General features: G+C 66.5%; 14 protein-coding genes. 10 read left to right on the top strand and 4 right to left on the bottom strand.

Going from position 1 to position 13139, the window contains the following annotated elements; genetic code table 11:
• Positions 1-5: 5 nt before the first annotated feature.
• From ACT2CW_RS46435 to ACT2CW_RS46420, 4 genes are all read left to right on the top strand, one after another.
• Positions 6-293: a hypothetical protein gene (locus ACT2CW_RS46435; RefSeq protein ID WP_445520946.1), complete on the top strand. Its 288-nt coding sequence runs from the start codon at positions 6-8 to the stop codon at positions 291-293.
• Positions 290-1000 (top strand): hypothetical protein, encoded by a 711-nt coding sequence (locus ACT2CW_RS46430; protein ID WP_445520945.1) that lies wholly within the window; start codon positions 290-292, stop codon positions 998-1000. The genes ACT2CW_RS46435 and ACT2CW_RS46430 overlap by 4 nt, the downstream gene beginning before the upstream one ends.
• A 308-nt stretch (positions 1001-1308) precedes the next feature.
• Positions 1309-2118, top strand: a complete 810-nt coding sequence (locus ACT2CW_RS46425; RefSeq protein ID WP_445520944.1) for a hypothetical protein — start codon at positions 1309-1311, stop codon at positions 2116-2118.
• Positions 2119-2431: 313 nt separating this feature from the next.
• Positions 2432-2848: a DUF1643 domain-containing protein gene (locus tag ACT2CW_RS46420; protein WP_445520943.1), complete on the top strand. Its 417-nt coding sequence runs from the start codon at positions 2432-2434 to the stop codon at positions 2846-2848.
• A gap of 70 nt (positions 2849-2918) precedes the next feature.
• On the opposite strand, the gene ACT2CW_RS46415 is transcribed toward ACT2CW_RS46420, so the two are convergent.
• Entirely contained in the window at positions 2919-3569 is a 651-nt protein-coding gene (locus ACT2CW_RS46415; protein ID WP_445520942.1) for an SMI1/KNR4 family protein, read from the bottom strand.
• A 1095-nt stretch (positions 3570-4664) separates the two neighbouring features.
• Here ACT2CW_RS46415 and ACT2CW_RS46410 point away from each other — a divergent pair.
• Together ACT2CW_RS46410 and ACT2CW_RS46405 are read left to right on the top strand one after the other, a co-directional pair.
• The gene (locus tag ACT2CW_RS46410) at positions 4665-5927 is read left to right on the top strand and encodes a ParA family protein (RefSeq protein ID WP_445520941.1); all 1263 of its coding nucleotides are present in this window, start codon (positions 4665-4667) and stop codon (positions 5925-5927) included.
• Positions 5924-6997: a ParB/RepB/Spo0J family partition protein gene (locus ACT2CW_RS46405; protein ID WP_445520940.1), complete on the top strand. Its 1074-nt coding sequence runs from the start codon at positions 5924-5926 to the stop codon at positions 6995-6997. Before ACT2CW_RS46410 ends, ACT2CW_RS46405 begins: the two co-directional genes overlap by 4 nt.
• Positions 6998-7465: 468 nt before the next feature.
• Here the strand turns inward: ACT2CW_RS46405 and ACT2CW_RS46400 are convergent, their stop codons facing one another.
• A complete protein-coding gene (locus tag ACT2CW_RS46400; protein WP_445520939.1) occupies positions 7466-8023 on the bottom strand; it encodes a hypothetical protein in 558 nt (185 codons plus the stop codon).
• 318 nt (positions 8024-8341) lie between these two features.
• Between ACT2CW_RS46400 and ACT2CW_RS46395 the strand changes: the two genes are divergently transcribed.
• Positions 8342-8923, top strand: coding sequence for a hypothetical protein (locus ACT2CW_RS46395; RefSeq protein WP_445520938.1), 582 nt, complete (start codon positions 8342-8344; stop codon positions 8921-8923).
• A 5-nt stretch (positions 8924-8928) separates the two neighbouring features.
• The gene (locus ACT2CW_RS46390) at positions 8929-9237 is read left to right on the top strand and encodes a hypothetical protein (protein ID WP_445520937.1); all 309 of its coding nucleotides are present in this window, start codon (positions 8929-8931) and stop codon (positions 9235-9237) included.
• Between the two features lie 26 nt (positions 9238-9263).
• Here the strand turns inward: ACT2CW_RS46390 and ACT2CW_RS46385 are convergent, their stop codons facing one another.
• Positions 9264-9689, bottom strand: a complete 426-nt coding sequence (locus ACT2CW_RS46385) for a hypothetical protein (RefSeq protein ID WP_445520936.1) — start codon at positions 9687-9689, stop codon at positions 9264-9266.
• Between the two features lie 1406 nt (positions 9690-11095).
• Here ACT2CW_RS46385 and ACT2CW_RS46380 point away from each other — a divergent pair.
• Together ACT2CW_RS46380 and ACT2CW_RS46375 are read left to right on the top strand one after the other, a co-directional pair.
• A complete protein-coding gene (locus ACT2CW_RS46380; protein WP_445520935.1) occupies positions 11096-11638 on the top strand; it encodes an RNA polymerase sigma factor in 543 nt (180 codons plus the stop codon).
• Entirely contained in the window at positions 11635-12399 is a 765-nt protein-coding gene (locus tag ACT2CW_RS46375; RefSeq protein WP_445520934.1) for a hypothetical protein, read from the top strand. The genes ACT2CW_RS46380 and ACT2CW_RS46375 overlap by 4 nt, the downstream gene beginning before the upstream one ends.
• A gap of 164 nt (positions 12400-12563) precedes the next feature.
• On the opposite strand, the gene ACT2CW_RS46370 is transcribed toward ACT2CW_RS46375, so the two are convergent.
• Positions 12564-12857 carry a hypothetical protein gene (locus ACT2CW_RS46370; protein WP_445520933.1) on the bottom strand — a complete coding sequence of 98 codons (294 nt, stop codon included), beginning with the start codon at positions 12855-12857 and terminating at the stop codon, positions 12564-12566.
• Positions 12858-13139: the final 282 nt, after the last annotated feature.

Below are 13139 nucleotides of genomic sequence, written 5' to 3'. Positions count from 1 at the left end.
ACATCATGCCGTCCAAGCGCACCACGCCCCACTCCCCCACCCGCACAGCCCGCCAGGCCGCAGCCGCCGCGATGTGCGCCATCGGCCTCAACCGCCCCCGCCCCCTGCCCCACTGCGGCCCCAGCCTCCTGTGCTCGCGCTGCTCCACCTGCTGGACCGGTGCGGAAGCCGACTGCTTCTCCTGCGGGCTGCCCGCCACCCAGGAATACAGCCACCCCCACGCCGCCCTCCAGGCGCTGCTGATCACCGTCGGCCGCACTCCCGCCCTCAAGCCGGAGCAGGAGACACGGTGACCGCCACTCTCGCCGCCGCATACGACGCGGCCCTGTACGCCCGGGCTCGTCACGAAGCCGAGCCCACCGGCGCACTCTTCACCGCACCCCAGCGGCCACGGACGGCGCCACCCACGCCTGAGCAGCAGCGCCTCAACCTTGAGCTGTTGCAGCAGGGCATCAGCTCCCGCCACCATGCCGCCCCCGAGGACCCTGAGCCCACCGCGATCCGCGCGCTGACCATCCAGCCGCCCTGGTCGGACCTGATCGCCCTCCAGGACGGCCTCGCCAAACGCATCGAGAACCGCGTATGGACCAGGACCTGGCGCGGAACCCTGCTCATCCACGGCGACCTCACCGTCGACCAGATGGCGCTCGCGCTGCCCGCCGTACGGGCCGCGCTGCCTGACGACTACCAGCCGGTGAAGGGATTCGTCATCGCGATCGCCGACCTCACTGGCATCCACCCCGACGACGGCGACTGCACCCCCTGGTCGGAGCCAGGCTGCTTCCACTGGGAGCTCACCAACGTTCAGCGCCTCCACCCGGTCAAGGCCCGCGGGATGCAGGGCCTGTGGACCCCCAAGCGGCCACTGCTCGACCAGATCGCCACCGCCAACCCGGCCCTCGTAACTCGGCTCGCCGCCTGGGCCCCGCCACACTCCACACCCGCCCAGAGCGCACAAAGGCGCCAGCTCCCTTCCAGGCCTGACTCTCCCGACTGCTGACACCACAGACAGGAACCCGTTCGTGAGCTCATCGTGGAACACGCCGCCCTCGCCGCCGCTGCGTCCACGCCGACCTCGGATGTCTCGAAGTCCGTGACCTGGCCTGCACCTGCCCACTGCCTGGCGACGGTGAGCCCGACCACTGCCACGCAACCGTGCTCCTGGAACTGGACAACCCCCGAGAGGACCCGCAAGTGACCGGCCCCGTGCAGGTGCCGACACCGTAACGTCGTGGCGAGTCGAGTCGGAACGAACGACATTCTCTGATTCACATTCTGTGAATCGCTTTCGGCGGGCAGACTCGGAGCATGGCAGGACGAACCTCCCGACCGTCAGTCCCGGCGACGAAACCACTGGTCAAGCCGCGCGTTCGGATCGGCAACCTTGACGCCGCTGCTCTAGTCGGACAACTGCGCCAGCTGCATGAGGACGCCGAGGACGAAGCGGTGGACCGGATGCCGGCAGACGAGGAGCTGTACCAGGCCCTCCTCCATCTCGAAGCCCACGCTGGCGCCTTGAAACACGAGGGCGCGCGACGCGAGGCAGCTGTCGCGCGCGTGAAGTTGTGGGAGTACCTCCGCGAGCAGGCGGACATCCATCAATCGAAGGCAGTCGAGGACGCCAGGGAAGCGAACGTCGAATGGACCGGCCTTGTGTCGGCGCTCGCCGTGAAGACCGCTAGCGCGGCATACAACAAGGCGACCCGGCTCCGAGCCGCGGTGCTGACCGAGGGCTCACACGGCAGCGACAGCCCGGTGCGTCGCACACCAGAGGCAGTGCTCGACGCCGAAAGGCGCGCGAGTCTCCGGGCAGCCGAGGAACGTCGTGCTGAGCAAGAGGCTGCGCGCCGGCACGGGCTGCTCGCTCCGGTTGCGCAGCGGCTGATCGAGCACCGAACAGGCCTGGACGACGGCGGGGACGTCTCTGACTGGCTCGACGAGATCGCCATGGTCCTCCGAGACTGCCGCACACCAACCCAGATCGTCAGCCTACAGACCTACGTTGAAGCCGCAGTCCGAGCACTCAGGAAGATCGAACGGACGAACGCGCGCCCCGCGGCCTCGACCCTCGATGCCCGGCTTGCGTATGAGGCCGCGGCTGAACTCGTCGACGGATGACCGAGTACCTGGGCGCCTCGGGCAGCGTGCTGCTCGGCGTTCCCACATGATCAACCAGCGCTCCGTCTCATCCCTCCCACACGGCGGTGAACCAACCGCAGTATTCCGACGGAATACCCGAACGGGCTGCTGCGCCGCTGCGCGGCCCGCGACATCGATCCTCCGTCAAGCGGCGCAAGCCACGACAAGTCCGTGACACTTACTGCACGAAACGGGAAACCATGGCACCCATCAAACTCACCGCGGGCTCCGACATACGTCGCGCCGCTGTCTTCTCTGACTGCGGCCAGTACCGTTACCTGCTCGTCCGGCAGTGGCTGAGCGGTGGCCCACCGCGGTATTCGTCCTGCTCAACCCCAGCACCGCAGACGGGACAAGCGACGACCACACCAGCCGACTCTGCATCAGCTACGCCAGGAAATGGGGCTGTGGCGCCCTGCTCATCGTCGTCAACCTGTACGCCTGGTGCGCCGCCACCCGCGCCACCCAGGGGGAATGGCACCTGTACGACGACATCCGCACCGCCGCACCGGCCTGGAAGGAGGTTTGCGGCCGCTCCACGATGTCGGGCTGGATCAACTCCGGTTCGATGGCCGGGTTCCCCGGGAACTTCTCCGCCCCGGGCAAGTTCCACCTCCTGGACAAGGACGAGTACTGGGTGGCCTTCCCCGAGTTCGCGCACTGCGACGCCAGCAAGGCGACCGTGACATGCACTGTCCCCAAGCCGTAAGGCACCCCTGAAACACAAGCGGCCGGTGCGGCGAAGAGCCTCCCTTCGCCGCACCGGCCGCCGTGATCGCCTACAGGTCCGTAAGGCGCCGCATGCCGTCCTCGACGCCGGTACGGGCGTCGACCCAGTCCAGTCCGCCCCGGTTCAACACCGGCGTCTCATGGATGTTCTCGGTGCCATCCGGCATCCGCAGACAGCGGCGTTCCTCCAGGGCTGCGGCGGTGGCCTCCAGCCAGTCCGCAAGCGGCCAGCCGTCGGTGCCGCCTGGCAGGGGCTCGCTCTCCTGATCGACCGCCCAGGTGCCGAGGTTCCCATAAGTGGGCTCGCCTTCACGGGCGTCGAGATACAGGCCGTACCAGCCGTCGCCGGGGTTGCAGGCAATCGGGATCAGACCGGGCTCGCGCTCCCAATCCTGGACCTGGGTCAGGTACAGACGCTTGACCTCCTCAAGCCTTAGCCACGTCCGGTGCATCGGGAGCCAGCCGGCTACCGCCCACTCTTCAATGCTGTCCTGGGGCCAGGAACCGATCGCACCGTCGTGGAGCCGGTACCAGGCGCGCAGCACGGGCGGCAGGCGCAGCCCAATCTCCTCCTCCAGAGCAGCAATCTCCTCCTCGCCAGCGGGAGACCGCAGCAGGGCGGCCGAGGCCGGAGCATACTCACACAGCCACGCCTCGACGCGAGCCCACGCTTCCGCCATCCGCGTTATGCCGTCGGTCATGGGGCTCACCGTACCGAGGGCGCGGATTTGAAAGAGGGAAGACCACATCCGATGCGGCACCGCACAGGGCCTGGGTGCAGATCGAGGTCCCTGGCGGCCCTCCAAGCAGCCACAACCAGCCCAGCCCACCCGGAACCGAGCGGCTTCAGCCCCCACTCCCCCGCCACTCCGCCGTGCTCCAACTATCACGCCGTGATACTGAGCCCTTCTTGGCCAGCGCTGCACTCTGTCTCACAGCACCCGCATCCGTCCGCGTCATGGCAGAGTCATGCGCATGCTGCCCTTGATGCTGGGAGCACGCAGACACTTCGCTGCAACTGCTCTCTTCCTGGGTGCTGCCATGTCCCTGACCGACTGAGGTGAGCAGCCCGGCACGGACGTGGGAGTCGGCTCCTCGACGACGTCCCGGAGTTCCAGCCCCAGTTCCCCTGGCTCCTCTCCGTATGTAGAGCCCGGGATCGTCGACGGTGCCCCGCACCACGGCGACAACAATGCCTACCGCCGCTCCAGTGAGATGTCCCCCGTCAGTGCCAAGGACGCGCAAAGGGAAGCCGACCGCATCGAGCCCGTGCTCAAGCGGCTGTGGGGGCAGAAGAAGTGGGATCCCAAGAGCGTGCGTGCGGCGCTACTTGAGCTGTAGTACGAAGGGGAGCGGACCGGGCCGAAGGGAGAGCACCTCGGCGGGACACTCACCGATCCGCGCTACGAGGTCGACCACAACGTCACTCCCGAAGGCGCCTTGATCGGCCTTCGCGTTCATGACGACGCCTGCGTCACAGCGTTCACCCAGAAGATCAATTACGAGGTCAAGACCAACGGGCCATTCATGGAGACCGGCTGTTTCGAGCCGCCCTACGGCCACTGAGAGATGGTGCGGGGCACGTTCGGCGAGGCTCCCTGGACGGGCTCAAGCCGTCTGCATGAACGCGTCCGGCCTCTCGGCATCGATTATCACGGCGTGATAATCGGAAGGCGCTTGCACCGATACCTCGTACCGAAGGCGTGATTATCACGGCGTGATACCTCAGAGCCCGTTGCTACCTAGGTAACGTGTCTGTGCTTGATTTGATCACGCTCGTTAGTAAGGTGTCAGGCATGGCTTCTCCCGCTTCCGCCGGCGACCGCGAGAAGGTCGTCTCAAAACTCCCCGGGTGGCTCCGCCAGGACCTCAAAGTCCGTGCAGCCCAACTGGGTACCGAGATCCAGACCGCCGTCACGCAAGGCATCGCCTACTGGTGCGACCTCGCGTCAACCCCGCCCACTGTCGACACCTCCGGCGCCGACTCCTTCTCCACCTGGCTCCCCCCAGGCCAGTGGGAAACCTTCAAGGCCACGGCATCCGACCGCAAGGTCTCGATCACCCAGGCCCTCGCCCAGGCCGTGCAGCTTTGGCTGCAGAAGCAGCCTGCACCCACCGTGCAGCGACCAGAGATTCCCCGCCGCATCATCACCTGCAACCAGAAAGGCGGCGTCGGGAAGACCGCCGTCGCCGCAGGCACCGGCGAGGCCATGGCCGAAGACTCGAACGCTCTTTACCCGGTGCGCATCTCCAAGCACTTCGCTGCAGCGCTACTCAAGGAGAGTGCGGGTGAAACCAGCGACACCGACTCCAACCCGCTGACCATAGAGGACCGGCCCGGCCTCGGCCTGCGCGTCCTGCTCGTGGACTTTGACCCCCAGTGCCACCTCACCCAGCAACTCGGGCACACCCCGCTGCCCATGGACGGCGACAGCCTCACCAAGCACATGGCGGGAGAACCTGCCGGCAAACTCCGCGATCTGATCGTCCCCATCGAGGGCGACCAATTCGGCGACCGGTTGCACCTCCTGCCCAGCTGCAACGACGCCTTTCTCCTCGACGTCAAACTCGCCGGCGTCCGGGCACGTGAAGCCGCCCTCGAACGAGCCCTCGCACCGATCGAAGCCGACTTCGATGTCATCATCGTCGACTGCCCGCCCAGCCTGGGCCTGAGCATGGATGCTGCCGTCTACTACGGCCGCCGCCGCGACAACGAACCTCCCGGCTCCTCCGGAGCCCTCGTCGTCGTCCAGGCAGAAGACAGCTCAGCCGACGCCTACACCCTCCTGACCACCCAGATCGAAGACCTCCGAACCGACCTCGACCTGGACGTCGACTACCTCGGCATCGTCGTCAACCACTACGACGCCCGCCGCGGTTACATCGCCACCTCTTCCCTCGAAGCCTGGATGGACATAAGGGATCCCCGGGTCGTTGGCGTCATCGGCGATCTCAAGGAACAGAAAGAAGCGGTACGAGTGAAGCGCCCCCTGCTCGCCTACTCCCCCAAGTGCGATCAGGCAGTCGGCATGCGAGCCCTGGCACGGGAGATCTCATGAGCAGTAAAGCCTCGAAACTCGGAGCGAGCACCTCCTTTGGTCAGGCTCGCCCTGTCAGCGCTCGGAGGGCCGCGATCAGTGCCGCCACCGGAGCACGCACTGAAGGCGTACCCGACCCCACAGAGCTGCCCGTCGGACAGATCAGCCAGAATCCTGACAACCCCCGCGACCACCTGCGCGACCTCGAGGACATCACGCAGAGCATCAAGGAACTCGGCGTCATCAACGCGATCACCGTCGCGAGCATCGATGCCTACCTGCGGGAACGCCCCGACCGCGCCGACGATCTGGATGATGGCGCCAAGTACGTCGTCGTGGACGGCCACCGTCGCCTCGAAGGATCTCGCAGGGCAGGCAAGGACACCATCAAGGTGATGGTCGACGACGCCCGTGTGGCGACCGATGAGGCCCTCCTCGAGGCTGCGTTCGTCGCCAACTTCCATCGCGACGACATGACCGACCTCGAGCAAGCCCACGTCCTGGAGTCGCTGGTCAAGTTCTACGGCAGCCAGACCAAAGCCTCGCAGCGGCTCGGCCTCTCCCAGGCGACCATCTCCTCCAAGCTGTCACTGCTCAAGCTCTCCCCCGACCTCCAGGCCGAACTGGTCAGCGGCGAGCGGCAAGTCGAACACGTCCGGAACCTTGGCAAGCTCAGCCCCGAAGAACAGCGGGCTGCGGCGGACACTCGAGCCGCAGAAGCCAAGCGGCGGGCGGAGCAGAAGCGAAGCAGTCAGAAGGCGGCAACAGCAGCCGCAAGCCCCGGCTCTGCCTCAAAGCAGAAGACTGACGATTATCACGCCGTGATAAGTCAGGACGCAGGTCAGACGATCCCAGAGGCTAAGGCGGAGGGAGTGGCCACCCAGGCGTCGGCCAAGATGGCGACTGGTACAACGTCTGCCCCCGTGCCGGCGCAGCCCGCCGATCGGGGAAGGAACTCTACGGATCGGAACGAGAGGCAAGATGCTGTCCAGACGGTGCCATGGCATGACGTATCTGCCGTCGCCAAGCTCATCCACGCTCGCATGACGGACGACGAACGTCGTGAGTTGGTCGCCTTGCTCCAAGCTTGAACCATTGGCACAGCTAGGGAGAAGCGACCTCAGTGGAGTGCCTCGAAGCCGGTGAGCGGTTGTGTTGTCCCCGTCTTCGAAGACACTGACACCGCACTAGTGACCCCCTGCCGCCCCGGCGCCGGAGCACGCTGGCCCACTATTCCGCCGTGCTCCCGGCGCGCGGGTTCTCAACCGGGCTGTCGAGATAGAGGCGGGCGGCTTGGAGGAAGACTTCACGCTCCTGCCGCAAAAACCGCAGGATGTCTCCCGCTTCGCTGGCCAGTTCATGTCGGCCGTCATGACTCGCGTCCCGGAGGAGTAGCTGAACCTGGCTGGTCGGGAGAGCGCATTCGGCGAGCGCGGCGACGACTGCGGAGTCAGCAGCCTCAAGCTCTTGGTACGCCAGGTGAAGAGTGCCGTCATCGGTAGATCCGGCCAGGAGTAGAGGTTCCCCTGAGGCGGACCGGACATGATTCGCCAGAAGCGTCAGGCGCTCCAGCGCGGACCAGGCCCGCTGGGCTTGGCCCGCGTCACCATCCGCGGAATGGGCACGTTCACGTTCGACGGCGGCCGACAGCTCTTGCCACGCGCGTGCGCGGGGCGGTCGTCGTCGCAGAGTTCGCAGAGGTCATTGCATCGCTGCACGAGCCGTTCAGCTGCAGCCACGATCGGAGCTGGTCCTTCAAGCTCAAGGACGACGAAAGCTGTCTGCACACTTCGGAGGCCGGGGTCGAGGTCGACATCGGCCCCGCTGAAGGCGGCCTCAGACGACTTCACGACGTCCTCGACGGAGAGCAGGAAGGCCGACCAGGCATCGCGTCGGATACCGCGGCGCCACTGGTCGTCATCGGCGCTGTTCTGCGCGGCGGCTTGGTCGAGCGCGGCTCTGTAAGTTGCCTCGGCCTGCGCGAGTCCTGCCTGACTCGCGACCTCCGCACCCCGTAAAGCTGCGCGAAGCTGCCATCTCCCTACCAGGACAGCGGCCGGTATACCGAGTGCCGCGACCGCAGCAGCCGCCAGGGCGCCGATTCCTTGAAGGTCCATAGCTCGCGATCGTGTCGCAGGCGAACGTCGACACGGAAGCGATCTCGCCGGCCCTGCACGGTCCGGCGACAACCTGGAGAAGGACAGCCACGCCCGCGATCAGGTGAATCAGACGCTCGGAGGAGACGGGCACCGTACGCTGCCCGTCAACGGCCGTGGTCGGGCAGCGTTCCCCGGGCGCTTCGGCCCATTGAGCACCCAGCAAGGGGGAGCGAAGGAGCACAGCTTCACACCACACCCCTCACGCGCAGCACTCATTCGGGAACGGCTCGATTGCCGTACCGGCGGGCCGAACGGTACGGGGAACAGGACCACCCGATGCGCCGTGACCGCGTCAGCCGACTTGCCGACCGCCGCCGCCTCTACACGGGCGAGACCTACGACCAGGCCCGCTCGCAGCTGAAGCCCGACGAACCACCCATCCCGGCCGCCCTCGCCGACCAGCGCAACTTCGAGGCAGAGCTCTTCTACACACTGCTCCGCTCCCACCGCTTCACCCAGTACCCCTTCGGTATCCGCCGAGTAAGCCCCGGCACCGACAGCATCACGCTGGAAGTGGAGAGCGAAAAGCGGGCTGAAGAGATCCTGAACAGGATCCTCCCGGCGTCCGAGCCGGACGGCGACGTCCAAGGCATCCCAGCCGTCCGGATCCGGCATCGGACGCAGAAGGGCATCGAGGTGCACCAGTGCGGCAGACAAACCTCAGCCTGGATCACAGGCCTTTCTGGCCCCGCGTGGAAGAGGGCGGAGGCAGCCTGTCTGGACACACTCGCCGACAACGCCTGGCGCCCCCTGTGGAAGGGGCCCGCCGAATGGTCCGACGAAGAGGCGCTCTACGAACAGCGCTGGAACACGGGCGAGTGGGCACGCCACTTCCAGCGCGGGGCTACGAAGGACTGAGCCCAGTGCGCTGGTGTCTGGACCTCTGCCACCGAAGCGGCGTCCGCTACCGCAAGCAGGACCTGATCGACGCACTGACCGACACCGAGTTCGGCCTCCCAGTGGCCATCGCCCGTCACCTGGACCGGATCTACCCGCCACACACAATGGAGAACTGGGTCCGGCTGGATGACCAGGCACGCACCGGGCTGATCGAAGTGCGGTTCTCCACATGCAACTACCCCGAGCTGAGGGCGGAGACAGCAGCCCCTGAGTACCAGGCGATCGCGGCAGGGGTCCAGACTCGCGTAGAGACCGCACTCCGGGCCAGATGAGGCGGGCAACGCCGAGCGACGCAGCATCACAGACCCTCTGAGCTCACCCAGCGCTTCCCTGTCGCCAGCGGCGGGGAAGCACAGACCGCGCCGTCGAGACTGCTGCACCCCAGCGCACCGAGAGATGGATGCGCGCTGGGGAACGGAGCTCGAGAAGTCGTAGTACGGACTGTCAGCTCAATGTGCTTTTGGACCGGGCGCTGTTGTTCGTCAACGTCGTGCATCCCGGCGGTCTGCTTGTGCGCCCAGGCAGGCTCGCCGAAGAGGGCTTTGACGTATTCGTGACGCACGAATGGGGCCAGGCGCCGATAGCCCTTGATGATGGTGCGGCGCTTGCCCAGTGAAGCGCGCCACCAGCCCTTCAGGATCCCGGCCAATGTGTAGAGCGCGGTGAGCACAGCGGCCAAGGTCCACACGTTCAACTTCGTATCGAGTACAGGCATGTAGGTCACGACGGGATCGTGCGCTCTGGTACGCCGTGGTGCGCACCGTTTTGACTCGGTGCGCACCACCCGTCTCTTCCTCTGGGAATCGGGCGGACCGCTTCCCGTGAGGGGAGCGTCGGTGAGGACCGCGCCTCGCGCCTTACCGGCCGACCCTGGCCATTCTGCTCAAGGTCTCGCTGCGGCTGTTCTTGAGGAAGACGACTCTTTCTGCGCCAGCGTGGGGCACGCTTGACCGTGGAGGATGTCGCATGTCTGGTACCACGCGCCCGAGACCTTCACAGCGTAGGGACACTCGGACTTGGCGTACTGGTATTTCCAGGCGCTCTGGTTTGTGCTGCCGTCTTCGCACAGGGCTGTTGTCCGCACATACAGACCGGTGCCCTCGCAGTTGACGTGGAAGCGCTCCGCGCCTCCGGGGCCTTTCTCATCGAACCATGATGTGCACGCAGCCGCTTGGGCCGAAGCCGGTGTGCTTGCTGCAGCGGGGACCGCAGCGAAAGCGGAGCCGAGCATTGCGGTAGCAGTCAAGCCAGTTGCGAGGCGGTGATTCATTCTGTTCCTCCCCATTTTTTTGATCTTTGGCCGAGCGGACCCGGCCCGACGTGTACTTGCCTGATCAGCCGGACTTCGAGCGAATGGGCATCGCCATCAGAGTGCCGGGGGGATGCTGAGAAGTCCTTGTGCATCCGTGCACCGTTATTGACGATGTGTGCCAGGGCCAGCAGCTGTGATGGTTGCTCAGCGTAGATTCCAGCGACCGTACGCACCTGTGGGCCAATCGGGATCGGCAGTGCTCTCCGCCCCTCCCGGCCCGCTACGACGCTGACCTCTTCCGAGGGGGTCTCTTGGTGGCTGTCTCCTTCCCGCTCGCGTTCGTCTTCTTCGCGGCAGCCCTTTCGGCGCTGGCCCGCCAGTTGATCCCGTACACCTCGGGTTGTTGTCGGCGTCCTCAGCGCGGTGAGTAAGGGACTCGTCCAGCCATAGCGGCTCGTCGCCATGCTCTCCGCCGTCGTGGGCAGCGTGCGTGCTTTCCAAGCCATGAGCCGGGCGTATACCGCACCGGTCGGGCCACCTGGCCCACACTGACCCCTCTGACACGGGACGCTGCAGAAGTTCGTGAGGGGCAGGGGGCGCGCGGGCAGTGCGAGTGCGCCTATTTATCGAGATAGGTGGTTTGGCCGCTGAACGAACGGGGCCGCTATGTGATGGCCTGATCACATAAGGTGTTCGGCTCGCGCGAGGCGGGGTCGACAGTGGCTTGAGTGAAGGGAGCTTTGGTGAATTTCGGACTCGCTGGGGGAGCGTCGACGGGGGCCATAGCGGAGGCCCGGGCCATGTACCGCGTCGTGCTCGGCGCCCACGTGTCAACGGCACTCGCGATCGCCAGTGCACGGTGGGCGGTGGGGGAGTAGATGCCCAGCAACGCACCGGACGAGCCGCCTCTCGATTTTCAGGCGTTCTACCAGCAGTACCACCGTCCCTACCTGCGCTACACCCTGCTGCACCTCGGCGACTCCGCGGTCGCGATCGAGACGGTGGAGGCAGCCTTCGCCGAGCTGCTCCAGTCCTGGACGGACGTGCTGACTGCGCCCAGCGTCCAGCGCTACGCGCACTCGGTGCTCCGTTCCGCGATTACCTCCCGGCAGGTGGCCACCGGGCGGGACAGCGCGTTCGTGCAGACTGCCACCTTCGCCCGGGTGCGTGCTGCCGCCCGCCGGCAGCTGGAGGTGCTGGAGTCGTCCTTGGGTCTGTACGCGGCGATAGCCCGTCTTCCCGAGCGTCAGATGGACGTCATCCTCTTCCGCTTCGTACTGGGCTACGACCTGGACAAGGTCGCGGAGATGATGGGCGTCTCCAACGGCACCGTGCGCTCGCACATCCACGCGGCGCGCCGACAGCTGGCCAAAGACCTGGGCATCCGCGGGAACAGCTTGGAAGAGGAGGAGATCGTATGACCGGCAGAAGGGACGAACTCGCCTACATCGACGCGACACTGCCGATGGCGGAAGTCCTGTCCGACGCATTCAGGGACTTCGACTGCGAGGCATCGCTGAAGCGCATCGCCCGATTGGCGGTCAGCCGGGCCACCGACAAGATGGACCACTGCGCACGCATGGTGAAAGCCGAGTCCGGCTCCCGTGCCAGGCCCCAGAACTATGGCCTGCCGGTCTACCGGCAGGCCGCAGCTGAACTGGACAGGCTCTCCTCTGAGGTAGTGCGTGACCCGGACACCGTGGACGCGATGGCGCGACTCGTGGACGACCGCTCCCGCATCGAACCGGCAGGGGCTCTGACTTTCGCCTGCCTGCTGTACCTGTCCGACCGTCTCGAGGGCGCGCAGTTCTGGTGGCAGTTCGCCGCCGGCGCTGGTGTCGCCACCGCGGCCTACTGCCTCTACCTGCACCACGCGCAGTACAGCGAGGACGACATGGCGCAGTTCTGGTACTGCCAGGCATTTCTGCTCCATCATCCCGTCGGCGACGACCTTTCCTCCGCCATCGCGATCGGGCCCCCCACCCCTCTGTCGCCCACCCCTCGACCGCCCGCCTCGGCCGCGGCGGCCGCTGCCCCCGCGGACATGTCCAGTTGGGCCCTGGACCACGCGAAGCTCGCTGACGCCGTGTGCCGACTCGCCGCATCCACCGATGAGGACTACGGCCACGTGCCCCGGCCCGATCCCGCACTCGCCGCCGAACTCGAGGAGCACTTCGCATAGCCAGACAGAACACATGAACAGCAGTGGCCGGGTGGGTACGCAGATGCGGTACCCACCCGGCTGGGGCTCCTCAGCCACGGGGCGGGCCGCTTCCTGCTGGCCTTTGCGCCGCCGTGCGTCGCCGCGCTGTCCTCCCCCCCATATACCGGCGCCCGCGGGCCCAGTCAGGGTCCGGCAAGGATGGCGTGGGTGCCGATCCGGCGCCAGATGATGTGCCGCGCGCCTCGGACTATCTCCGGTCCGTACTGCCAGGTGGCCCGCCCATCCCCTGCCCAGGTGAGCTCCCAGATGCCGGGCGCGCTCTGGACGCGCTGGATGCGCAGCCCGGCCCGGAAACACCCGGTGCGGAGGTCGGGAACGAAGGCTTGGGCGACGACCTGCTGGAAGCGGTGACGCTGTTCGAGTGAGAGCTGGTGGAAGTCAGTGGTGAAGCGGGGCAGGGCCTCGTACGTGGGCACGGCGATCTCCTCCGGGAAGCACGAAGCCCCCGGCGGCGCCGGGGGCTTTGGGTGTCTTGCTTGGGGTGAAGGGAGTCGGTGACGTGGTGCTGGCTGGAGCGTCTTTGGCCGGTGGCCGGGGGATTGATTGGTACGTCGATGGGCGGTGGTTGACGCCACTGGCGGTTTTTGAGGTGTGTGGGGTGTGAGTGGCTGACCGTTGCGCAGTATTCGCACGACGTCGTCAGGCGTCGGCGTAGAGGACCCGCATCACTTCCGTCCACTGGTCGGGCCGGGGCGCCT

The sequence above is a fragment of the Streptomyces sp. NEAU-174 genome (assembly GCF_052665095.1).
Note: the sequence above shows the minus strand (reverse complement) of the source record. Positions and strands in the feature narration are given on the sequence as shown.

Bases quoted from the DNA above. Each gene is read 5' to 3' on its own strand.
- ACT2CW_RS46435 (WP_445520946.1), top strand. From the start codon at position 6: ATGCCGTCCAAGCGCACCACGCCCCACTCCCCCACCCGCACAGCCCGC.
- ACT2CW_RS46425 (WP_445520944.1), top strand. From the start codon at position 1,309: ATGGCAGGACGAACCTCCCGACCGTCAGTCCCGGCGACGAAACCACTG.
- ACT2CW_RS46415 (WP_445520942.1), bottom strand. From the start codon at position 3,569: ATGACCGACGGCATAACGCGGATGGCGGAAGCGTGGGCTCGCGTCGAG.
- ACT2CW_RS46410 (WP_445520941.1), top strand. From the start codon at position 4,665: ATGGCTTCTCCCGCTTCCGCCGGCGACCGCGAGAAGGTCGTCTCAAAA.
- ACT2CW_RS46405 (WP_445520940.1), top strand. From the start codon at position 5,924: ATGAGCAGTAAAGCCTCGAAACTCGGAGCGAGCACCTCCTTTGGTCAG.
- ACT2CW_RS46400 (WP_445520939.1), bottom strand. From the start codon at position 8,023: ATGGACCTTCAAGGAATCGGCGCCCTGGCGGCTGCTGCGGTCGCGGCA.
- ACT2CW_RS46395 (WP_445520938.1), top strand. From the start codon at position 8,342: ATGCGCCGTGACCGCGTCAGCCGACTTGCCGACCGCCGCCGCCTCTAC.
- ACT2CW_RS46380 (WP_445520935.1), top strand. From the start codon at position 11,096: ATGCCCAGCAACGCACCGGACGAGCCGCCTCTCGATTTTCAGGCGTTC.
- ACT2CW_RS46375 (WP_445520934.1), top strand. From the start codon at position 11,635: ATGACCGGCAGAAGGGACGAACTCGCCTACATCGACGCGACACTGCCG.